Origin of the sequence: Streptomyces sp. SS1-1 (genome assembly GCF_008973465.1) — a bacterium.
Taxonomy (GTDB): domain Bacteria; phylum Actinomycetota; class Actinomycetes; order Streptomycetales; family Streptomycetaceae; genus Streptomyces.
Window position 1 is genome coordinate 3,100,840 of record NZ_WBXN01000004.1, and the last position, 20,344, is coordinate 3,121,183.

The 20,344-nt window shown below is 66.5% G+C and carries 22 protein-coding genes, 1 tRNA gene and 2 pseudogenes; 8 read left to right on the top strand and 17 right to left on the bottom strand.

The features are described 5' to 3' along the window. Positions 1-85: 85 nt before the first annotated feature. Complete coding sequence (locus F8R89_RS15240) at positions 86-1,627, bottom strand: MFS transporter (RefSeq protein ID WP_151784500.1); 1,542 nt, start codon at positions 1,625-1,627, stop codon at positions 86-88. 344 nt (positions 1,628-1,971) lie between these two features. Continuing rightward, the gene (locus F8R89_RS15245) at positions 1,972-2,616 is read right to left on the bottom strand and encodes a TetR/AcrR family transcriptional regulator (RefSeq protein WP_151784501.1); all 645 of its coding nucleotides are present in this window, start codon (positions 2,614-2,616) and stop codon (positions 1,972-1,974) included. Positions 2,617-2,954: 338 nt separating this feature from the next. Between F8R89_RS15245 and F8R89_RS15250 the strand changes: the two genes are divergently transcribed. After that, a complete protein-coding gene (locus F8R89_RS15250; RefSeq protein WP_151784502.1) occupies positions 2,955-4,250 on the top strand; it encodes a M6 family metalloprotease domain-containing protein in 1,296 nt (431 codons plus the stop codon). 63 nt (positions 4,251-4,313) lie between these two features. On the opposite strand, the gene F8R89_RS15255 is transcribed toward F8R89_RS15250, so the two are convergent. Beyond that, on the bottom strand, positions 4,314-4,889 hold the full coding sequence (locus F8R89_RS15255; protein WP_151784503.1) for an NADPH-dependent FMN reductase: 576 nt from the start codon (positions 4,887-4,889) through the stop codon (positions 4,314-4,316). A 199-nt stretch (positions 4,890-5,088) separates the two neighbouring features. Here F8R89_RS15255 and F8R89_RS15260 point away from each other — a divergent pair. Further along, positions 5,089-5,161, top strand: a tRNA-Arg gene (locus tag F8R89_RS15260). Between the two features lie 90 nt (positions 5,162-5,251). Here the strand turns inward: F8R89_RS15260 and F8R89_RS15265 are convergent. The 11 genes from F8R89_RS15265 to F8R89_RS15315 form a co-directional block, all read right to left on the bottom strand. Continuing rightward, positions 5,252-6,376 (bottom strand): tyrosine-type recombinase/integrase, encoded by a 1,125-nt coding sequence (locus F8R89_RS15265; RefSeq protein WP_151784504.1) that lies wholly within the window; start codon positions 6,374-6,376, stop codon positions 5,252-5,254. Continuing rightward, positions 6,376-6,588, bottom strand: a complete 213-nt coding sequence (locus F8R89_RS15270; RefSeq protein WP_192806367.1) for an excisionase family DNA-binding protein — start codon at positions 6,586-6,588, stop codon at positions 6,376-6,378. Before F8R89_RS15270 ends, F8R89_RS15265 begins: the two co-directional genes overlap by 1 nt. Beyond that, positions 6,588-7,982 (bottom strand): replication initiator protein RepSA, encoded by a 1,395-nt coding sequence (gene repSA / locus F8R89_RS15275; protein ID WP_151784506.1) that lies wholly within the window; start codon positions 7,980-7,982, stop codon positions 6,588-6,590. The genes F8R89_RS15270 and repSA overlap by 1 nt, the downstream gene beginning before the upstream one ends. Beyond that, the gene (locus F8R89_RS15280; protein WP_192806130.1) at positions 7,979-8,221 is read right to left on the bottom strand and encodes a hypothetical protein; all 243 of its coding nucleotides are present in this window, start codon (positions 8,219-8,221) and stop codon (positions 7,979-7,981) included. The genes repSA and F8R89_RS15280 overlap by 4 nt, the downstream gene beginning before the upstream one ends. Positions 8,222-8,226: 5 nt before the next feature. Next, the gene (locus tag F8R89_RS15285) at positions 8,227-8,406 is read right to left on the bottom strand and encodes a hypothetical protein (RefSeq protein ID WP_151784508.1); all 180 of its coding nucleotides are present in this window, start codon (positions 8,404-8,406) and stop codon (positions 8,227-8,229) included. Between the two features lie 91 nt (positions 8,407-8,497). Beyond that, the gene (locus F8R89_RS15290) at positions 8,498-8,794 is read right to left on the bottom strand and encodes a hypothetical protein (protein ID WP_151784509.1); all 297 of its coding nucleotides are present in this window, start codon (positions 8,792-8,794) and stop codon (positions 8,498-8,500) included. Positions 8,795-8,807: 13 nt separating this feature from the next. Beyond that, on the bottom strand, positions 8,808-8,990 hold the full coding sequence (locus tag F8R89_RS15295; RefSeq protein WP_151784510.1) for a mobile element transfer protein: 183 nt from the start codon (positions 8,988-8,990) through the stop codon (positions 8,808-8,810). A 15-nt stretch (positions 8,991-9,005) separates the two neighbouring features. Continuing rightward, on the bottom strand, positions 9,006-9,665 hold the full coding sequence (locus tag F8R89_RS15300) for a DUF2637 domain-containing protein (protein WP_151784511.1): 660 nt from the start codon (positions 9,663-9,665) through the stop codon (positions 9,006-9,008). 6 nt (positions 9,666-9,671) lie between these two features. Further along, entirely contained in the window at positions 9,672-9,860 is a 189-nt protein-coding gene (locus tag F8R89_RS15305; protein WP_151784512.1) for a hypothetical protein, read from the bottom strand. A 22-nt stretch (positions 9,861-9,882) separates the two neighbouring features. Further along, complete coding sequence (locus F8R89_RS15310; protein WP_151784513.1) at positions 9,883-11,220, bottom strand: FtsK/SpoIIIE domain-containing protein; 1,338 nt, start codon at positions 11,218-11,220, stop codon at positions 9,883-9,885. 2 nt (positions 11,221-11,222) lie between these two features. Further along, positions 11,223-11,552 carry a hypothetical protein gene (locus F8R89_RS15315; RefSeq protein WP_151784514.1) on the bottom strand — a complete coding sequence of 110 codons (330 nt, stop codon included), beginning with the start codon at positions 11,550-11,552 and terminating at the stop codon, positions 11,223-11,225. Between the two features lie 138 nt (positions 11,553-11,690). On the opposite strand from F8R89_RS15315, the gene F8R89_RS15320 reads away from it, so the two are divergent. From F8R89_RS15320 to F8R89_RS15335, 4 genes are all read left to right on the top strand, one after another. Beyond that, on the top strand, positions 11,691-12,473 hold the full coding sequence (locus F8R89_RS15320; RefSeq protein ID WP_151784515.1) for a GntR family transcriptional regulator: 783 nt from the start codon (positions 11,691-11,693) through the stop codon (positions 12,471-12,473). Between the two features lie 11 nt (positions 12,474-12,484). After that, positions 12,485-12,988: a GNAT family N-acetyltransferase gene (locus F8R89_RS15325; protein ID WP_318841316.1), complete on the top strand. Its 504-nt coding sequence runs from the start codon at positions 12,485-12,487 to the stop codon at positions 12,986-12,988. Between the two features lie 712 nt (positions 12,989-13,700). Beyond that, positions 13,701-14,912 carry a DNA sulfur modification protein DndB gene (locus F8R89_RS15330; RefSeq protein ID WP_192806131.1) on the top strand — a complete coding sequence of 404 codons (1,212 nt, stop codon included), beginning with the start codon at positions 13,701-13,703 and terminating at the stop codon, positions 14,910-14,912. Positions 14,913-15,169: 257 nt separating this feature from the next. Beyond that, a complete protein-coding gene (locus F8R89_RS15335) occupies positions 15,170-16,108 on the top strand; it encodes a restriction endonuclease (RefSeq protein ID WP_151784518.1) in 939 nt (312 codons plus the stop codon). 397 nt (positions 16,109-16,505) lie between these two features. Here F8R89_RS15335 and F8R89_RS36715 read toward each other — a convergent pair. Further along, a pseudogene (locus F8R89_RS36715) lies at positions 16,506-16,677 on the bottom strand (site-specific integrase); the annotation flags it as partial. Between F8R89_RS36715 and F8R89_RS36720 the strand changes: the two are divergent. Next, positions 16,674-16,877, top strand: a pseudogene (locus F8R89_RS36720) (hypothetical protein); the annotation flags it as partial. The pseudogenes F8R89_RS36715 and F8R89_RS36720 overlap by 4 nt on opposite strands. A 51-nt stretch (positions 16,878-16,928) precedes the next feature. Further along, complete coding sequence (locus F8R89_RS15345; RefSeq protein WP_151784519.1) at positions 16,929-17,888, top strand: IS481 family transposase; 960 nt, start codon at positions 16,929-16,931, stop codon at positions 17,886-17,888. 172 nt (positions 17,889-18,060) lie between these two features. On the opposite strand, the gene F8R89_RS15350 is transcribed toward F8R89_RS15345, so the two are convergent. Both F8R89_RS15350 and F8R89_RS15355 read right to left on the bottom strand, forming a co-directional pair. Continuing rightward, positions 18,061-18,954 carry a hypothetical protein gene (locus tag F8R89_RS15350; protein WP_151784520.1) on the bottom strand — a complete coding sequence of 298 codons (894 nt, stop codon included), beginning with the start codon at positions 18,952-18,954 and terminating at the stop codon, positions 18,061-18,063. 41 nt (positions 18,955-18,995) lie between these two features. After that, entirely contained in the window at positions 18,996-20,234 is a 1,239-nt protein-coding gene (locus tag F8R89_RS15355; protein ID WP_192806132.1) for an AAA family ATPase, read from the bottom strand. Positions 20,235-20,344 lie beyond the last annotated feature (110 nt).

Consider the following 20,344-nt stretch of genomic DNA (forward strand, 5'->3'; position numbering starts at 1 on the left):
CGGCCGCCAGGGCCGTGGTCGTGCGTCCGTCAGTGCGTCAGCGCATCAGTACGTCAGTGCCTCAGCACCTCAGCGCCTCAGCGTCTCAGTGGGCGACGACCGGCACCGGGAGGTCCTCCTCGGCGCCCTCCTCGGAGGAGGCCACCGCCGTGCCGCCCGGACGGCCGGCGTTGACCAGGGTCAGGGCGATGACCGCGGCCGCGACCAGGATGCCGACGGCGAACCAGATGGCGCTGGTGTAGCCCTGCACGAGGCCCTGCGCCTGGACCAGCTGCTGCTGGGACCGGCTGGACGCGCCGGCGATGTGGTCGGCGATGTAGGACGTGGTCGCCGAGGCGGCGATCGTGTTCAGCAGGGCCGTACCGATCGCGCCGCCCACCTGCTGCGAGGTGTTGACCATGGCCGAGGCGACACCGGCGTCCTGCGGCTTGACGCCGAGGGTGGCCAGCGACATGGCCGGCATGAACGCGGTGCCCATGCCGAGACCGAGCAGCAGCATCGCGGGCAGCAGCAGCGCGGCGTACGAGGAGCCGATCTCCAGCTGGGTCAGCAGCAACATGCCGACGGCGGCCACCAGGAAGCCGGGGCCCATCAGCAGCCGCGGCGCGACCCGGGTCATCAGCCGGGCGCCGATCTGCGTGGACCCGGTGATCATGCCCGCGATCATCGGCAGGAAGGCGAAGCCGGTCTTGACCGGCGAGTAGCCCTTCACGATCTGCAGGTAGTAGGTCAGGAACAGGAACAGGCCGAACATCGCGATGATCGCGAGGCCGAGCGAGAGGTAGACACCGCCGCGGTTGCGCTCGGTGACCACGCGCAGCGGCAGCAGCGGGGCCTTGACCCGGGACTCCACGGTCACGAAGGCGAGCAGCAGCACGCCGGAGGCGACGAACATGCCGATCGTGGTCGGGTCGCTCCAGCCCTCGGACTCGGCGCGGGTGAAGCCGTAGACCAGCGAGACCAGGCCGAGCGTGGACAGGATCACGCCGGGGATGTCGAGCGTGGAGCGGTTGCGGCCGCCCTGCGGCTCACGGATGACGTACCAGGCGCCGAGCGCGGCGACGACGGCGAACGGGATGTTCACGAAGAACGTCCAGCGCCAGTCCAGGTACTCGGTCAGGAACCCGCCGAGGATCAGGCCGACGGCACCGCCGCCACCGGCGATCGCGCCGTAGATGCCGAACGCCTTCGCGCGCTCCTTGGCGTCGGTGAACATCACGGCGAGCAGGGAGAGCGCGGCCGGGGCGAGCAGCGCGCCGAACGCGCCCTGCAGCGCGCGGGCGCCGAACATCATGGCCTCGTTGGTGGCCGCACCGCCGAGGGCGGAGGCGGCGGCGAAGCCGCCCAGACCGACCACGAAGGCGCGCTTGCGGCCCCAGAGGTCGGCGATGCGTCCGCCGAACAGCAGCAGACCGCCGAAGGCGAGGGCGTAGGCCGTGACGACCCACTGCCGGTTGCCGTCGGAGATGCCCAGGTCCTGCTGGGCGGAGGGCAGCGCGATGTTCACGATGGTCGCGTCCAGGACGACCATCAGCTGCGCTATCGCGATGAAGGCGAGCGCCTTCCATCGGTTCGGATCGGCCGCGCCGAGGGCGCCGCCGGGAGCCTTCACGGCTGTTTCAGACATGGGTGTACCCACTTCGGGACTTCGTGACGGAAAAAGTGAAAGGAAAGGGGACGGCTCGTCGGCTGTGACGGCCGCTGGACTACGGCTGTGCGCGTGTCGACCCCCGTGGTGCCCCGGACTCATCGGCCGGTGTGCCGGCGGGGCGGGCGGGTCGGGACGAACGATTCGGGTCGGTCAGGACGTGTACTGAGGTCCGGACATGGCGTGCACGGGCTTCGGTCGAGACATGTGCATGGGCTTTGGCCGAGACATGTGCCTGGACTTGGGTCGAGACATGTGCATGGGCTTCGGTGGGGACATGGGCAGGGGTTGTGCCCGGAACATGTCCCTCGGGACGGGTCGCGTCAGGCCTTGCGCAGGTCCTCCATGGTCAGTGCCGTACCGGGAAGGGTGGAGCGGGCCGGTGCCCGCAACCCGTCCAGGAACAGCTGCAGATGGCGGTGGACGTAGCGGTCCGCGATGCCGCAGTCGGTGCCGGCCGGCGGCCGGCTGAGCTGGGCCGCGGCGATCATGACGTCGCCGACGTCCACGTCGGACCGGAGCTGCCCCGCCGCCTTCGCGCGATCCATGATCGCCGCGACGAGGCTCTCGCACCGCTCGCGCGATGCCTCCAGATCCGGATGGTGCTGGTCGAAGGTGCTCTGGACCATCGGGCACAGCGCACTGATCCGCTCGTCGGCGGCGGTGTGCACGAAGCGCTCCAGAGCCTCGAAGGCGTCCCCGGTCTCCGCGAGCGCAAGATGAGCCGCCGCCACCGTACGGTCCATGACGGAGCAGACGACCTCACGCACCAGCGCGTCGCGGTCGGGGAAGTTGCGGTACACCGTGGCGTTGCCGACGCCGGCCCGGCGGGCGACGTCGTCGAGCGGCACGTCGGGGCCGTGCTCGACGAACATCTCGCGGGCGGCGGTGACGATCCGCTCCCGGTTGCGCAGGGCGTCGGCGCGGGGCCGGGGTGCCTTGCGCACTGCGGGGGTGGCGGTCTCCACGGTGTCCTCCTCGTCTCCTGTGATGCTGGGTGTCCGGTTCCCCCGGGGGTTCTGCGACCCGGTTTCGACGATCCGGGGAAGCACTCCCCGTTTCGCGCGGACACAGGTCTAAACGGGGAGACGGTCCCCGGTTATTTCCCGCCCCCGGCCTTTATTCCTGTGACCTGGATCACATTTCCGTCGAGGCCAAGCAGCGCCTGGTCACCAGGCCGCCGGGCGGCGCGGAACCCACACGTTCGGTCTCCTCCAACGCGCGCGCCCGCATCCCCCGACACAGGGTGATCGAGAGGGTGCAGCGCGCGGTCCGGCGGGCTGCCATGGACTGAAAGGGCCCATGCATGCAGCCGTACCGCCGGATACGTCCCCGCCGTGTGGCCGCCCTCGCCTCCGTCACCGCCCTGATCATGGCGGTCGGCACCTCGGCAGGCACCGGGCACCTCACGGCGGGCACCTCCACGGTGGCCGGGGCGGGACCGATATCCCCGGAGCACTCCACAGCGCTCGGCCCCTGCATGATCAGCGGCCCGCCGGCGGTCCAGATGTCGGAGGGCGTGCCCACCCCGCGCGGCTACGCCCGCTCCACCGGCACCGTCCGCGCCCTCACCCTCATGGTCGACTTCCCCGACGCCCCCGGCACCGGCAGCGCCCTCGACCGCTACGGCGAGTTCTTCCCGCAGACCCAGAAGTGGTTCCGCACCAGCTCCTACGGCCGCCTCGACTACCGCGCCGAGACGCCGATCCCCGACTGGCTGCGGATGCCCAAGTCGTTCCGCGAGTACGGCATAGAGCGCGGCGCCCCCTTCGACCCCGGGTACCGCCGGCTGGTCCAGGACATCGTGGTCGCCGCCGACGCGCGCGTCGACTTCACGTCGTACGACTTCCTGAACGTCCTCGTCACCCCGAACGCCGGGCCCTCCGCCCTCGACACGGTCCTGTCGGTGACCTTCGCCGGCAACGTCGAGGCCCCCGTGGCCGACGGCGTCTCCGTCACCAACGCCTCCTTCGTGTACTCGCGCCAGGACGACGGCTCCGGCTCCTACCACCGCACCGGCTACCGGGTCCTCCCCCACGAGAACGGCCACGTCTTCGGCCTGCCCGACCTCTACACCGCCGAGGGCGGCGGCGCGGTCGGCCACTGGGACATCATGAGCGAGGACTGGGGGGCCAACAACGACCTGCTCGGCTGGCACAAGTGGAAGCTCGGGTGGCTGGACGACGCCCAGGTCCGCTGCGCGGCCGCCGCCGGCTCGGACGAGTACACCCTGACCCCGCTGGCCCGCGAGGGCGGCCCGAAGCTGCTGTTCGTCCCGCTGGGCCCGCACTCCGGCTACGCCCTGGAACTGCGCACCCGCGAGGGCAACGACGAGGCCGTCTGCCGCCCCGGCATCCTCGTCTACCGGGTCGCCGCGGACGTCGACACCGGGATGGGCCCGGTGAAGGTGCAGGACTCCCAGCAGGACAGCGGCGGCTGCACCCGCAGCCCGAACGTCCACGCCGAACTCTCCGACGCGACCTTCACCCCGGGCGAGGAGTTCCGCGACGACAAGCGGGGGGTGCGGGTCGCGGTGGTGGGGGTGGAGGAGGACGGGGGGTACCGGGTGCGGGTGACGCGGGAGGGGGACGCGAGGGGGTGACGCGGGACGGTGGCGCTTCTGCCGGCCCCCGGCTGCGCGCGGCGGCCTCCCCCTCCGAACGGCTCACCCGTCGTAGGGCCGGGCGGCACGGCCCTCCCGGAGGGTGAGCCCCCACCAGGCGAGCTGGTCGAGCAGCACGGCGGCGGCCTTGGCGGTGCCGTCCTCGTCGTGCGGGCGCCCGTCGTCGTCGAACCGCTCCCAGGCCATGTGGAAGCTGACGGTGTCGCGCAGGGTCACGGCGTGCATCTCGGCGAAGACCTGCCGCAACTGCTCCACGGCCCGCTGCCCGCCGGCCATCCCGCCGTACGACACGAACCCGACGGGCTTGGCGCGCCACTCCCGGTAGACGTAGTCGACGGCGAGCTTGAGGGCGGCGGGGTAGCCGTGGTTGTACTCGGGCGTGACGACGACGAACCCGTCGAGCCCGCCGATCCGCTGGGCGAGGGTCGGGGCGTCGGACTGCTCGAGGGTGAGCTTGAGTTCGTCGGCGAGCACGGGCTCCGACAGATCGATGACGTGCGTCTCCATGTCGTCCCGCCGCCCGATCTCGGACAGGAACCACCGGGACACCTTGTCGGCGAACCGCCCGGGCCGAACACTCCCGATGAGCACACCGATCTTGAGGGGCGCGTGGGACATGGGTCTCCTCGTTTCTCGCGGGCCCTCTGGCGGGACCGACACGAGAAACGTAGAAACTCAACCTAACTCGAGGTCAAGCGCCCGGGGCCCCGGCCACCCTCACGACCCCACGAACCCCACCCTGACCAGCGGAAACGAGAACGCTCCCACGACGGATCGAGCATCCGCTAGGCTAGTCGCCGGATCTTCCACGATCCACGCCTTCGTAGCTCAGGGGATAGAGCACCGCTCTCCTAAAGCGGGTGTCGCAGGTTCGAATCCTGCCGGGGGCACACGACTAAGGGCCAGTTCAGGGGCATGATCCCCTCGAACTGGCCCTTTGCCATGATCACGGCCGTGCCACACACGTGCCACAAGGTCCGCTAAGAGTCCACATCGCCTCGTTCCTTACGGATCATCGAGCCGAGCCGATCGGCGATCTCGCGGTCACGGCCGTTGACCATGTGCTGATAGATCAGCGCTGCGCGGGGCGTGCTGTGGCCCATCCGAGTCATCAGTTCGCGCAGGCTCGCACCGGACGCGGCGAGCGTGTTCCCCGTGTGCCGAAGATCGTGGAAATGCACGTCTGCTGTGATGCCCGCCTTTTTCCGCGCGTTGATCCAGTCGTCGCGGAAGTTGCTCCGGCGGAGGCGACCACCCTGGGGGCCGAGGAAGACATGACTATCGCGGCCGGCTCCGGCGTAGGCGTCTAGGTGACGCCTCACGTCCGGCATGAGTTCGGTCGGGAAGGCCACCGGGCGAACGCCGGCGTTGGACTTAGGGGCCTTGTCGAAGAGCGCCCCGGTCTGCATCTCGGCTTGCGAGCGCTGGACCATGAGCGCGGCGTTGTCGGCGTCGACGTCCCGGCGGCGGAGCGAGGCCAACTCTCCGAACCGCAGTCCGGCGAAGGCGGCGAGGAGGACGAGCAGCCGGTAGCGCGGGGTGATTGCGTCGGCCACGGCGTACACCTCGGACACGGTGAGGACAGGCCGTTCCGGCACGTCGTAGCGGTCGGCGCCCTTGATCCGGCACGGGTTGCGGCGGATCAGCTCGTCATCAACCGCCGTGTTCAGGATTGCTCGCATGATCTGGTACGCCTTGACCACGGTCGGCTCACCGGTCCGCTCCAGACACTTCGTGCGCCACGCTCGGACCTGTGCCGTTGTGATCGACGACAGCGCCCGCTCACCGAAGGTGGGTAGGAGATGCAGACGAATCACGGACTCATGCCGCTCGCGTGAACGGGCAGCAAGCTTGCGGTCTTTGAGCCACGCCGTGGCGTACTCACCGAAGTGGACCTTGCCCGCGTCGGGGTCGTTCCACTGGCCACGGGTGATGTCCGCCTCGATGTGAGCCAGCGCGACCTCGGCATCGGTCTTGGTGGCGTATGTCTCCTCGGCGCCCCTGAGCTGGCCCGTGTTCGGGTCTCGATAACGTGCCTGCCAGCGACCGGACTTGAGTTGTCGGACTGAGCCGAATCGGCGCCGCCGTCCCTGGTTGTTCGCCATCAGGCAGTCCTCCTCAGCACAGTACGACGTACGGTCACCGGCTCAACGGTGTGTTCAGCGACGTACGCGGACACGGCACTCTCCGGGATGCGAACGTGCCGCCCGACTTTGACGAAGGTGATCCGGCGCTCTTCGATCAGTCGCCGAGGGAAACGCACGCCGGTACCGAGCACCTCGGCGACCTGCTGAACGCTGAGAAGCCGATCCACGATCACCACTCCCCCTCTGTCTCGTGTTCGTCCAGGTCCGCCCGGACTTCGCGGGCGGTTTCTCGGTTGAGTTGGATGTCGCGGCGGATGTTGGCGGCGAGCCAGGATTCGCCGGGGGTGTGGCCGTGGCCGGCGTAGGTCCAGTGGGCGAGGGTGAGCGTGGTCGTCTCCTCGTCGTCTGGGTCGGGCAGGCCGAGTGCGGTGCGTTGCTGTGCGGCGCGGTAGTCGGCTCGGGCCTGGCGGAGGGCGCCGAGGGTGGTGGAGTAGCGGCGGGACTTGGTGGAGAAGTGGCCGCGGAAGCCGAGCATGTGGGCCCAATCGCGCAGCTTGCGGTCCGGGTAGAGCGCGTGCAGGTCCAGGCATGCGGCGATGAGCCGGGCGGGGTGGTCGGGCACGCCGAGGAGGGCGAGCGCGTCTTTGTTGCCGATCCGGCGGTCTACGGTGCCGGTGGTCTCGGCCGCCTTGGTGGCGTACTTGGCGACGTAAGAGGCGACCGCCTGTTCGGTGATCTCAGCGCCGTCGCCGAAGGCCCGGATGGGGCGTACGTCGAGCTGTGTGCCCCATTGCAGGGTGCGGGCGGGCTGGTCTCCGGACGAGGGCACGTCGACTGCCACGCGTGCGGCAGCGGCATGGATTGCGTCGTTGAGCAGGTCGAGGGTGGCCCACAATGGTGGGGCATCGTCAGGCCCGGCGGGCCCGTCGAAGCGGATCACGGCATGGAAGTGGACGGCGCCGCGCTTTTGGTACTCGGCGACCTTGCCGAAGGACACTCGGGACTGTTCTTTCGCGTCTTTCTGGGTGAGTCCGGCGCGCTTGGCGATCTCCCTGCGCAGGTAGATCGTGAAGTAGCGCCATAGCTCGGAGGCGTGGTTGTTCCACAGGATCGCGCCTGCGTAGTCGTACGCGTCCGGGTCGAGCGGGGTCCCCAGCTCCGGAGCGTCCTCGTCGTGACGGGTGCCGCAGCGGCAGGGCCTGTCGCCGGGCCGGTTGTGGACCGGGCCGAACGAGGGCGCCGTGAGAGTGGCGAACACCCGCGGGTGATCCCGGATCGTCTCGGGGGTGCCTTTGGCGGGGTCGCCGACGAGGCCGGCGCGGATGAGGTGGTAGGTGTCGCCGGCGTAGGTCCATGCGCACGAGGGGCAGCGGGAGGCCCGCCGATTGCCGCACGCGACGCGGAGCCGTCCGCCGGGCTCTGTGTCGGTCGAGTAGGAGTGCAGCACCTGTCCGGTCGTGGCGTCGCGGGTGACGGTCGAGCCTTGCAGGTGGATGGGGTCGGAGCAGCCGCCGGTGCGGCGGATCTGGTCTTGGATGCGGTCGAAGCCGGGGGACCCGGCCAGCCTCAGCACGTCGGCGAGGATGGCCGGGTCCAGGCCCGCCGCAGTGGCGGTGTTCGTCACTGTCCCCCCTTGCGGCTCTTACGCGGAGGGTCGGAGTGGAACCGCTGGGTGCCGAGGTCGCGCCCGTCGTGCTCGTGCCGGGGGGCGTTCGGGTTGCGTGCGTTCCAGTCCTCGGCACAGACCTTGTGGACGGGTTCGCCGGCGTGGGAGCGCAGCGGGGTGGGCTTACCGCACTGGGTGCACGGGCAGTCGCCGCCGTGGTCGTAGTGCTGGCCGGAGTTCCAGTTCAGGAGGCTCATGGCACTCACCGGCCCGTCTGGGCAAGGGCCGCGGGGACCGTGTGGCCGGTGCCGTTGCAGCCGGTGCAGATGATCCGGAGGGTGACCCGAGAGCCGTCGTCGTGTCGGGTGCCGGTGGTGATGGCGACCGTGGCGAAGCCGTCGCAGTCGCGGCAGACGCGCGTGTTCTGGGCGGGCTGGGGCATGATGAGGCTTCCCTTTCGGGTCCGTTGGATCTGGATGGGCGAGCCGTCCGGGGCGGCGGAAACTTGGCGGTTGAGGCCGCCCCGGAGGGCGTTACTTGCTGCGCAGGTTCTTGCGCTTGGCGGTGTGGTTGATCGTGTAGCTGAGGCCGCCGGTGGCCGACAGGACCGCTACGGCGGCGCCGGCGATGACCTGGACGACGAAGGCGATGACCAGCAGCACCGCGACCGATCCGGTGAGGACGACGAGCGTCAGGACGATCGGGCCCGTGTAGGAGCGGGGGGCCTGTTGGACGATCACGACGCTTCGCACGTCGGTGCCGGGCGGGAGCTGCCGGTAGAGGTCGGCGGGGATGTGACCGGCGCGGATCTGGTCTTCGGGTAACTGCACGGCGTGCCTCCTTTCAGGCGCAGCGGTGGGTGCGGGCGGCGAGTTCGGCGGCTGACCGGTCGCCGTATTCGTTGGAGAAGCCGCACTTCGGGGCGGTGCAGGCGGCGGTGTGTCGGGTCTGGCCCCGGCCGTTGTTGAACGTGCCGACCCTCACGGGGCCGATGCGGATCACGTCGTAGAAGCGGTTCGGGCGCACGCGGGTCACCTCCTTTCAGGCGAGTTGGGCGACGATCGCGCAGGCAAGGTCTTCCGGGACGCCGAGGCGAGCGCGCAGGGTGGCCGTGTCGATGTCCGAGCCGGTACGCGTGCGGTGCTCGGTGGCGACCTTCCGGGCGTGGTCGACCAACGCTGGCGGCACCGCGGGAGCCGGGGCCGGGGCTTGCGGCAGTGCCGGGGCAGGCTCCGGCGTCGGGATCTCCGGGGCCGGTTCCGGGGTTGGTTCGGGCGCCGCGGGGCGGTCTACGGCCGGTGCCGGCCGGGGCGCACGCTCCGGAGCCGGTACGGGGGCCGGGTCGGTGGGCGTGTGGGCGAGGAGGGTGCCGCCGAGGAAGGCCAGGGCGGGCCAGCCGGCGACGAGGATGCGCAGCCAAGCCGGGACGTGGTTCAGGTCGAGAAGTCCCGCGGTGGCGATGTTCGCGCCGAGGGAGGCGACCAGCGCGACCAGGAACCAGAACCAGGCCAGCTTCGAGCGTTCAGTGCGCAGTCGGCGCCACACGGCGACCAGGAGCAGGTCGACGGAGACGGGGTAGGCCCATGCCTTCCAGCCGGACTGTCCGGCCGCTTCGGCAAGGTCGTGCAGGTGGGCGAAGGACAGGGCACCGGCGATCACGGCCTGAATGAGTACGGCGTCGATGCGGATCGAGCGGGCCACGGCTCTTCACCTCCCTTCGCGGGGTGAGTCATCGGCGGGGATCTCGCCGGCACCGAAGCAGTTCAGGCACATGCCGGTCTGCTGGCCGACGGTCCTGCGCTTGCGTCCGACGCGGACGGGACGGGAGACCTCACCGGTGCCGTTGCAGGGCGGACACGGAATTGTCGTGAGCTTGGCGGTCTTGCGCGGAGCCATGAGCGATCCCCCTTTCCAGGGGTCAGGGCTGCGGGATGATCAGCGGCGGGACGGTGGGCATCGGCGGCACCACCTGCCGGGCCGGGGGCCGGAACGGTGCCAGGAACGGCAGCTCCGGGGTGAGGTGCGCGAACTCCCGGCACACGGCCGCTGCTTCGGCTGGCGTGGTTTCCGGGGTGCGGATGCGGGACCAGCCACCGGAGGTGTCACCGGCCACCGCGACACCAGGACGGTCCGCCCGGATCGAGGTCGCCGCCATGACCGCATCCGGGGCGATGTCGCCCAGGCCCATTTCGGCGGTCTGCTTGTCGTTGACCCGGTGGACCACACGGCCCGTGAGTTGGGCACGCAGGGCGGTGGCGCCCCTGCCGAGGTCGGAGCCGAAACGCTGCCCGCAGACCTCCAGGTAGATGCCGACCGCACGGGCCATCTGACCCAGCCGCACGAGTTGCATGACCGTCCGGTCGCGGGCAGCTTCGTCCTTCTTTGAAGTGACGAAGAACAGCTCTGCCACCTCGTCGATCAGGACGACCAGCGGCACCGGCCGCAGCTTCGCAGGCAGGTCCCAAACGTCCGAGACGCCGTGCAGGGCGAGGAGATCGAAGCGCTCGCTCATCTCCAGGACCAGCGCGTCTATCAGCCGCCCGGCCATGTCCGGGTCCGTGGCCAGGGCCGACAGGCGAGGCGCGTAGCGGCTGTGCTCGACACCGCGCTTGCAGTCGATGCCGATCAACCCGACCGGGAGCTTGGCCAGGCCCTTGACCAGGTTGCGCTGATAGACGGACTTCCCAGAGAGCGTGGCCCCGAGGGTCAGCGCCATCGGAACCGCGCGGTAGTCCCGCTCGAAGACCGTGCCGTCCTCCCGCAACGCCACTGGAACTCGAAGGCCGGACGGCTGTGCGGAGCGCGGGAGACGGACCCGGCGAAGGACGTCGTAGCCCGTCATGCGCAGTTCCACATAGCCGGGCCGGGTCTCGGAAACGGTGACCGACTGGACGCCGAACGCGTGGCGCAGACGCTCACAGGACGCGGCCACGTCGGCGGGCTCCAGGCCGGCCGGGAGGCGCAGGGTGATGCGCAGCCCGGTCGAGGTGGGGCGGACCCGGCGAATCTTCGGCGGCACGGGGCGGACCTCGCGGCGGGCCAGGTTGCGGGTCATGAACGCCCGCAGACCGGTCGGCTGCACGGTGAGCCCGCACACCTCCATCGTGGACCGGTAGGAGAAGGTGAACCGGCCCCAGGTGAGCGGCAGGCCCACCGTCGACCAGTACACACGCGGCGCCCGGTGCTTCGCGTAGCCGAGACCGCCGGCGCCCGCTAAGGCGCCGGTGGCCTCCAGTAACAGGGTCAGGTCGCCCATGGTCAGGCCGCCGCCGTGATCGCGACGGCGCGGAACGAGATCCCGTGCCGCTTCTGGCCGTTGAACTCGTTCTCCCAGTCCCGCGCCTTGAGGCCGACCACCCGCACCGGCATGCCCGGGGCCAGACCCTCGGGGTAGCCCGTCTCCGGGATGGTGACCTGGTAGAGGTTGCCCTCCCCCTCGTCCGACACGAGCAGGCCCACGGTGGACAGGCTCGCACCGGTGTCCCGGTCCACGGCCCGCTCACCGGTCTTCTTGTTGGCCATCTTCGGCTCGGGCGCGGTTGCCACGAACACAACGGCGGTGGAGAGGTCGATCTTGAACGACGGCATGCGTCACTCCCTCAGTCGAGGGCGCACGATTATTGTGCGCCCAACTGGCTTGAGCCACTTGCTGGCTTAAGCCAGTTGAGCACGGGCGGGCAACACGGGTCAAGCATCTGGCTTGAGCCAGTTGCTAGAGTGGTCCGCATGACCCCGTCCGGCGCCCCGGCTGAACAGCTACCGAGCAGGCGCATCGCCGAAGACCTGCGCCGCCAGATCGAGACCGGAGAACTCCGGAGCGGCGACAAGTTGCCGTCTGAACGAAAGCTCGCCGAGCAGTACGGATCGGCACGCAATACCGCACGTGAAGCGGTGCGCATCCTCGCCGAACAGGGACTAGTCACCGCCAAGCAGGGCAGCGGAGTGTTCGTCCGGACTCCCCAACGGCTCTTCCGCTTCGGCAGCGATCGCTACTCGCTCAAGAACCGGGAGACGGGACTGACCCCGTTCCGCCTAGAGGCGAAGCGGCAGGGCAAGGTGGCGAGGATCGAGGTTCCATCGATCACGCGAGAGAAGCCGCCGGCGGACGTAGCCGAGCGTCTGCGTGTGCCAGCGGACAATGAGAGTGTCGTCCACCGAGAGAACCACTACTTCGCCGACGACGAACCGGTACAGATCGTTTCGACGTACCTGCGATGGGACGAGGCCCAGGGAACACTCCTCATGCAGGCCAAGACCGGCAAGGATGGTATCTACGGACGGCTCCAGGACCTTGGACACGTCATGACGCGCGTACGTGACGAGATCAGCGCTCGAATGCCGACCCCGGAAGAGGCCGCAGTCTTGCAACTGTTGCCCGGGGTGCCAGTGCTTGAAGTCCTACACACCAGTCTCGATCAAGACGGCATTCCCTTCGAGGTGTCGCGGTACGTCCATAGAGCCGACCAAACCGGGTTGCTCTATGAACTTCCCGTCGAGCAGGAGGACTGACCTTGGAATCCGTGATCATCCGCCCGTTCACCGATGACGATCTGGCCGGCGCCGCGGTGGCGCTGGTCGAGGTCCACGACACGGACGGTTATCCGGTGGAAGGTGTCGACGACCCGGAAGCTTGGATCAAATCCGAGGATGTCCTGGCCGCATGGGTCGCAGAGAGTGGCGGCAGGATCGTGGGTCACGTGGCGGTGATGAAGCCGCAGGGGGAAGCTGCCGTAGACCTTTGGGTCAAGCAGAGCAACGACGACGCGGACCACGTAGGCGTGCTGGCACGGTTGTTCGTGGTGCAGTCAGCCAGGAAGCAGGCAGCTGGCCAACGCCTCATGGAAGCCGCTGTGTCCTATGCGCGCACCCAGGGGCTTCGCCTAGTCCTCGATGTCATGGTCAAGGACGCATCCGCTATCCGCCTCTACGAACGGCTTGGCTGGCGGAAGATCGGCGAGACCGTTCATCACTTCGGCAGCGGCGATGCCATCCCAGCCGTGTGCTACGTCTCCCCGACCGCCTGACCAGAGCTGTTACAGGTTTCTCTACCTCATCAAGCCCCGGCTGCGCTCCGCTTCGCCGGGCGCGCTTCCCGGCTCCGCTCCGGGCGACGCTCCTGCCTTCGGCCCGCTCCGCCCGCGCTGCGCCGACGCGCGCCCACGAGTGGATAGGGCCAGATGCCATGAGGCGATCACCGCAGAGAGCGGCCCACGGTCAGGACGATGCCTCCGGCGGGGGATCGGCCGGCACCGGGATGGAGGGGGCGCCGTTCCCGGCCGCGGGCGTGTAGTGGCGTGCGCAGGGTGCTCCCATCCCGTCCGCCGTCGACCCAGGCGGAGCCGAGCAGACGCGGCCCAGGGCGTCCAGGTCGTTCGTACAGTGGCGCGCTCCACCTGGACGCCCTGAACCACGCCCGCTCCACGGTGTGTGGGTCGACGGCGGACGGGATGGGAGCTGGGGTGAGTGGTGGGTGAACGAACCATCGACGCGCCGGAGGTCACTCAATTGGCGCGAGCGGGTGACCTGCGGAGGAGACGTTCCGCCACCCCGCGCCACCTTCACGCCACCGTGTCGCTACGCATAAAATCCAGTCTGCTACGCATGATTTTCCGCTCGCTACGCAGGAACTGACCACTTGTCATTCCGTATTCGTGCGTAGTAGCGTTTCCTGTGGCACCTGACGCCCAATCAGTCCTACCGTGGGCTTGCGTCAGCATGTGCAGGGAGGGGACCCCTATGCCTAAGATCCACATTCCCGTCATCGGCTACAAGCAGGGTGGTCGTCAGATGATGACTACCGCGATGTCCGCCGTTGACCTCGTCTCGATGGTTGCCAAGCCGGAGGCTTGGGACCCGGTGAAGACCACGACCCACGGCAACCGACCCCGCGACAACAACCACATGGCCGGCATCGTCAATTACCTCGAAACCGAGGAGAAGTTCGTACTCGGCGCGGCGGTTCTTTACCTCACCTCGAAGGAGGCTGAGTTCAAGCCCATCCCCGTCCCTGGCGTCACCACCGAAATCGATGCGGCTCAGGTCGGTACCCTCGCCATTGACATCGGCGCGAAGTTCGACATCGGCGACGGCCAGCACCGCATCGGTGCATACGAGAAGATCGTGCAGGGCCGCGATGAGGACGACCCCCTGATCGAGCGTCTCCGGACCTCCGGGCAGCCCCTGATCATCGTGATCGAAGACGATCCCAAGCACCGCGCCCAGGACTTCGCGGACCTCCAGCGCAACGTCAAGGCGCCGACAGCCTCGATGGGTCAGTCGATGGATCGTCGCCAGCCCATCAACCGGGAGCTCGCCGACCTCTTCGACGACGTTCCGCTCTTGCAGGACAGGGTCGAGTACTTCAAGGACAACCCGGGCAAGTTGTCGGCTAAGGCGTTCAGCTTCAAGACCGTTCGCTATGTGTCGGGCCTGCTGTTGGTTGGCAATGGGTATCGGTCCCCGGCGACCATGGACAAGGCCGTCAACGCCCACTTCGAAGGGGACAAGAGCGATCCCGAGAAGGCCCGCGCTGCCCTGAAGGACTTCTGGACCAGCCTGGGTGAACTGGTGCGATTCGCCGACGTCGTCGACGGCAACGTCACAGTGCCCGAGCTGCGTGAGGCCACCTACCTCACTTCCGCCAGCGTTCTGTATGCGATCGCATTCGCCGTTCACGGGACCATCGCAGACGGCAAGACCAGTGTCTCCGAGGCCGTCCACGCCCTGGACCAGGTCAACTTCGACCGAACCACTAAGACGGCCGACATCAAGCCCGAGGACACCATCTTCGCCGGCAACCTCATCGACCCTGAGACCGGCAAGCTCGTGGCTGGCCGCACTGCCTGGGAGTCGGCGGGCGCCCTTCTCTTCGCGGAGATCGCCGCTTCCATCCACGGGAGCGATGCCATCCCTGCGCAGTCCTCCGCGGAGGAGACTGCCAGCGCTTAATCCAAGTCCTCGACACACCGACAGGTTCTCGCCCGGCTTCTTGAGGGCGAGGACCTGTCGCTGTGATTACGACAGTGGGCTCGGATTCGAAGCGTTTATGTGCTCAGGGGCGCATCTGTGAGCGGATCAGCGCGTAGGGCGGGCGACCCTGCATCAGATCGGATGCCTAAATTTGACATCCGATTTCTAAGCGTGCATCGTACATACGATCACGCCATGCCTGGGAGGCGGCGTGGCAGTCTTCGAGGGGGAGGCCCGTGAGCGCGACGGCATCGGACACCGTGGAGTGGCAGCTCAAGCCCGGCGAGCAGATCGAGCGCAAAGCGCTGCACAGCAAGTTCGGGGGGCGGACCCAGGGGGGCATTGGGCCGTCAGCCAAGACGCCTAACGTCTTCATCTTCACGGACCCCGTTGCCGGCGAGAAGCACGGCTACTACGACGACTGGATGCCGGACGGCCGCTTCCACTACAGCGGAGAAGGCCAGTACGGCGACCAACGGATGATCTCCGGCAACGCCAGCATCCTGAACCACCAGGCTGAAGGACGTGCGCTGCGCGTCTTCCAGGGCGCCCGCGGAACGGTCACGTACCGCGGCGAGTTCACCGTCGACCAGGAGAACCCCTGGTACTCGGCAGACGCCCCCGAAACCAACGACGGGCCTCTCCGTAAGGTCATCGTCTTCCGGCTCAACCCGGTAGACACCACGCCGCAGGAACCCGCCACCAAGCTTGGCCGGCTGCTCGTCTCGCAGCCCAATGAGGTTGACGACCTCCCCTTGGAACGGAACGAGAACGAGACCACGTTCGTCAACCCGAACCAGGAGCCTTACGAGGCCGACCGCAAGGAGGCCCGCTTGGTCAAGGCATTCGCCGACTACCTGACCAGCAATGGCCACCAGTCCGGCCGGCAGCGCATCCTGCCCCCTGGTGAGAGCCGTCCGCTCTTCACCGACCTCCACGCCAAAGGGCTGGGCCTCTTGGTTGAGGCGAAGGGCAGCGTCACCCGCGAGAACATCCGTATGGCCATCGGGCAGCTCGCGGACTACGGCAGGTTCGTCGATCACACCCTTCGCGCCATCTTGCTTCCTTCCCAGCCGCGGGAAGATCTCCTGGCTTTGGCCAAGTCGCAAGACTGCGCGGTGATCTGGCCCGAGGGCAAGGGGTTCATCAGCACCGACCCCAAGGCGCTTCCGTAGCAGCGGCCGATACCACAGCGCAGTAGCGCACCCCCAGCCGGCCGATCCACGTAGAGCTACGGATCAAAGGCGTACCCTGCCGGGTGGTGAGGTCGTCCGCACGGTAAAGGCCGCGACCCGGGGTGCGACAAGGGTCGGCTGCCTCACCACCACCGCAGGACCGTGCCACTCTCGTGCCAGAACGTAGGGGGAACCACGGGGAGTCAGCGGCAATGACGGGGAACACGCCGCAACTTGCCGCACTGCGGATACGCACAGGTCACAGCAGCGGCCGCCCAACCTCGCTCCTAAAGCGGGTGTCGCAGGTTCGAATCCTGCCGGGGGCACCAGCCAAAAGGCCCCGGACCGATCATGGTCCGGGGCCTTTGACATCCACTTCTGACATCAGCGGGGTCGGTCACCCGCGATCGGGGCGCCTCTCCCGCAGCAGCCTGTCCATGTGGCTCATGGCCTCGCGCTGGGTGTCCTGCACGACGTGCGTGTACACGTCCATGGTGATGCTGATCTGCGAGCTCCATCACCACGCGGGGCGCGACCCCGGCCGCCGTCAGGAGCGTCGCCGTGCCAAGCGTGGACGTGGCTGCACGAAGAGCGCGCCGAGACCCGCAGGGCCCTGCCGCGCTCCGAACCCTGCACGGTGACCCTCACCCATGCCGACGTCCGCATCACCTGGACGATCCGGCCAGTGCTCTTCCTGCCCCTCGCACACCGGCAGAACGCTGAACTCCCAGCATGCGCACACAGCTTCAAGCCCCACAGCGCAGTCTAAAACTGCCGATCATCGTTGACACCTGGGTCTCCGATCACTACGGAGATCCACATGTCGAAGTCCACCCCCACCATCCCGCCGCTTGACCGTGAGGCCAAGCGGCGCCTGGCCGTCATACGCCACGTCGAAGAGGTCAGCGGGAACGTTGCGATGTCCTGCCGCTACTTCGGCATCTCGCGGCAGGCGTACTACACCTGGTACCGCCGCTACCAGGCCGAGGGCGTCGACGGCCTGCGCACCCGTTCCAAGGCACCCAAACACAGCCCCAATGCGACACACGTCGAGGTAGTCGGGAAGATCATCTATCTGAGGCAGAACTACCACTTCGGGCCCGAGAAGATCGCGATGTACCTCAAGCGGTACCACGACGTCACCATCAGCAAGTCCGGCGTCTGGCGGATACTCAACCGCCTGGACATGGGCCGCCTGCCGGCCTCGCAGCGCTACAAGCGCCACGACCGCAGATGGAAGCGGTACGAGAAGCAGCTGCCCGGCCACCGCGTGCAGATCGACGTGAAGTTCATCGAGCCCCTCGCCTCGATGCCCCAGGGCCGCCGCGGCGGACGCAACAAGTACTTCCAGTTCACTGCCATCGACGACTGCACCCGGCTTCGCGTCCTACGGATCTATCCGACCTTGAACCAGGCGACCGCGATCCAGTTCCTGGACTACGTCATCCAGCGCCTGCCGTTCCAGGTCGAGGTCATCCAGACGGACAACGGCGCGGAGTTCCAGTCCGCCTTCCACTGGCACGTGCTGGACAAGGGCATCGCCCACACCTACATCAAGCCCCGCACCCCACGGTTGAACGGCAAAGTTGAGCGCTCTCACCGTATCGACGCCGAGGAGTTCTACCGGCTCCTCGACGGCGTCATCATCGACGACGCCGAGGTCTTCAACGACAAGCTGCGCGAGTGGGAGGACTACTACAACTACCATCGCCCCCACGGCGGCCTCGGCGGCCAGACCCCCTACGAACGCCTCAAGCAGAAGACCACGACCCAGGCGTAATCGGTGATCGTCAGTTGCACAAGCCCCACAGCGCAGACTGAGTTACAACTTTCTCTCCTGGTTCAAGGCGGCTCGCTCCGCGCACCGCGCGCGGCCCGGCCCCCGGCCGGGCCTGCGCTCCTGTCTCCGCCCCGCTCCAGCCCGGCCGGCGTCCGTGCCGCGCTTCGAGCAGTCAGCCGCTTGACGTTGCGACCAAGCCATTAGAGACGGCAAGTTCCTGAATCTTCTTTTGCATAGCTAGAGACCACGGGCTATTGAATTCCATCGTAGCCGCAACGTGCCTCACCAAAGATGCGGTTAGGTGCTTCGAGTCGATCTTGTTAGGGCAATTGGCCAACACCTGGGAGGATAGGATATGACCGTACCACTTCCCCTTGAAAACCTTATCCCAGCTACCGGTCGAATATTCTGAATCGACGGTAGCTATCGCCGCATTCCACTGCCTATCGGCGACCCCGGCTTGCTGAGCCTCGGACTTCAGCTTAACGGAATAAGCCTCGACGAGCGTTGCATCTGCGGGGAGATGAGGGGTGGGGTTAACTGCAGAAGGTCTCCCGTAATTTGCCGCACCAGATATCTTGAAAGACTTTACCGCGAAGCATAGTCGCACCCATTCTACCCAGAGCCTGGCCACAGTCTCCTGCCATGAACCCCGCCCGCCGAATTCCTCGCGACACCAATTAGGCGCTAGGCTGCAACCTGAGCCGACTGCCTCCGCAACATCTCCTTCGTGAAATACATGATTCTCTACATCGTAGAACCACGTATACAGAACGTGCGGCGATTCTATGAGAAGCCCTAGTTGATCATCAATGTCTTTGTCCATAAAAAATAGAACAACAGTCACTTTTCCCTTGAAGTTAGTAACGAGGGATGCATTGTCTGCAAGATGTGAGTAGTAGGACTTCAAACGAGTTTTTCCGCCGCCAGTTCCTGGCAGCTCATCGGCTGGTGCAAGCCGATACTCGACACCCAGTGGCGATAGAGCGCGATCACAGTTAGCTCCATGCACGTAGCCATCAACATTCACCCCCTCCACAAAGGCGAAGAGCGGAACACGTGACATTTGCATTTGCCTGAGCTTCCCGCTCGGCGAGTGCTGAAGTCTCAAAGTCGGAAAATCTTTTCGTCGGGAATATCGGCCATAATCTCAGGAGAGTGCGTTGCAGTAATTACCTGTGCATCCTCATCGACCGTCTGGATGGACTCGATTAGAACCTGCTGCCAATCGATGTGCATCGAAAGCTCGGGTTCGTCGATAATGATAGGACGTCCGCCAGCAGAGAGTGCCTCAACGAGAATTCGGATCAACTGACGCTCGCCAGAAGAAAGCTTATCCAAGGAGATCTCTTTATTCTCCAAAGTGATAGCACTGATCTGCGTATCGAGAAAATTAATCTGCTTGGGTCCTTCGATGAGGCGTGAGACCAGTTTCTGCAGCTTGGTGCGCGGCTCTAGCGCATTCTCGATCCGCTCTTCGACTTCGTTGATATCCAGGACTACCCGCTTAAATGCGGGGTCTGTATCAAACCTACGGAGGAAACTCTCCCTGTCGAGCGCGAGATGAGATGAGCCGCGCCTTTTGAGGAAGTTAGTAACTCGAGCGAAGGCTTTATCGTAGTCCAACTCCCAGTCGGCCAACGTACTTTGTTCGGGAGAGATGACTCCCGCGAGAATACGCCCCAGACCGTCCTCTTGCGCTTGGCGCACTGCCGCCAGAACGTTTGCGGAGTAATTTGACCATAGTCGCTGAATCGAATCAGCGAAATAATCGTCTAGATTCCTATCACCCGTTTCGGTCGAAATATCCCGCGCGTCAAAAATTCGCGAGGTTGGCAGGTAGCGGTGAGGGAAGTCGCCAGAAAGTCGAAATTTTTCAGCATCGCTGGGCTCCCTTCCCATATATACATGACTTGTTTCCCATGAGAACATCTCCTGTACGTAACGCTCAACGCGAGGACTTAGACGGGCACCGGGCCTGTTGCGCATACTTGGAGGCAGCGCACGCCTTATGGCAGCTTCAATGTGCTCATCATCTGGCATCTCGAAACTGCGAACTACAACCATTTCATGCGCAGGTAGCGAGATCTCCACAGTGGCGCTACGGAAAGGAGCTCCGATTAGGGGAACCAACTCCTCATTTAGGGCGCAGTGGATGATGCGCAGCAGCGTGGTTTTTCCGGTGCCATTGAAGCCGAAGAAAATATTTACGTCAGGATTCAGCTCCTGTTCGTAAGTCTTCTTGCGTCCAGATAGTCCCTCAACCCGAACACTCTTCACGTGCCAGTGTGGCGATGACACGGCCACAGGTATGCCCCCTTCGCAGCTCAAAACGAGTACGGCCATGATGGCAGTTCTACGTAGCGTAGGTGGCTCATTCCTGCACGTAGGCGCACACTCGTACCCAAGATCCTTCAGAGCCCCACTGGGAGGCGTCATGGGGCCGACCGCCGTGG

Excerpts from the sequence above, each read along its gene's own strand:
- F8R89_RS15310 (WP_151784513.1), bottom strand. The coding sequence starts at position 11,220 with ATGGGCGACCTGACCCTGTTACTGGAGGCCACCGGCGCCTTAGCGGGC.
- F8R89_RS15280 (WP_192806130.1), bottom strand. The coding sequence starts at position 8,221 with ATGAGCCTCCTGAACTGGAACTCCGGCCAGCACTACGACCACGGCGGC.
- F8R89_RS15240 (WP_151784500.1), bottom strand. The coding sequence starts at position 1,627 with ATGTCTGAAACAGCCGTGAAGGCTCCCGGCGGCGCCCTCGGCGCGGCC.
- F8R89_RS15285 (WP_151784508.1), bottom strand. The coding sequence starts at position 8,406 with ATGCCCCAGCCCGCCCAGAACACGCGCGTCTGCCGCGACTGCGACGGC.
- F8R89_RS15355 (WP_192806132.1), bottom strand. The coding sequence starts at position 20,234 with ATGGCCGTACTCGTTTTGAGCTGCGAAGGGGGCATACCTGTGGCCGTG.
- F8R89_RS15255 (WP_151784503.1), bottom strand. The coding sequence starts at position 4,889 with ATGTCCCACGCGCCCCTCAAGATCGGTGTGCTCATCGGGAGTGTTCGG.
- F8R89_RS15250 (WP_151784502.1), top strand. The coding sequence starts at position 2,955 with ATGCAGCCGTACCGCCGGATACGTCCCCGCCGTGTGGCCGCCCTCGCC.
- F8R89_RS15315 (WP_151784514.1), bottom strand. The coding sequence starts at position 11,552 with ATGCCGTCGTTCAAGATCGACCTCTCCACCGCCGTTGTGTTCGTGGCA.
- F8R89_RS15350 (WP_151784520.1), bottom strand. The coding sequence starts at position 18,954 with ATGTCACGTGTTCCGCTCTTCGCCTTTGTGGAGGGGGTGAATGTTGAT.
- F8R89_RS15265 (WP_151784504.1), bottom strand. The coding sequence starts at position 6,376 with ATGGCGAACAACCAGGGACGGCGGCGCCGATTCGGCTCAGTCCGACAA.
- F8R89_RS15330 (WP_192806131.1), top strand. The coding sequence starts at position 13,701 with ATGCCTAAGATCCACATTCCCGTCATCGGCTACAAGCAGGGTGGTCGT.
- F8R89_RS15320 (WP_151784515.1), top strand. The coding sequence starts at position 11,691 with ATGACCCCGTCCGGCGCCCCGGCTGAACAGCTACCGAGCAGGCGCATC.
- F8R89_RS15345 (WP_151784519.1), top strand. The coding sequence starts at position 16,929 with ATGTCGAAGTCCACCCCCACCATCCCGCCGCTTGACCGTGAGGCCAAG.
- F8R89_RS15305 (WP_151784512.1), bottom strand. The coding sequence starts at position 9,860 with ATGGCTCCGCGCAAGACCGCCAAGCTCACGACAATTCCGTGTCCGCCC.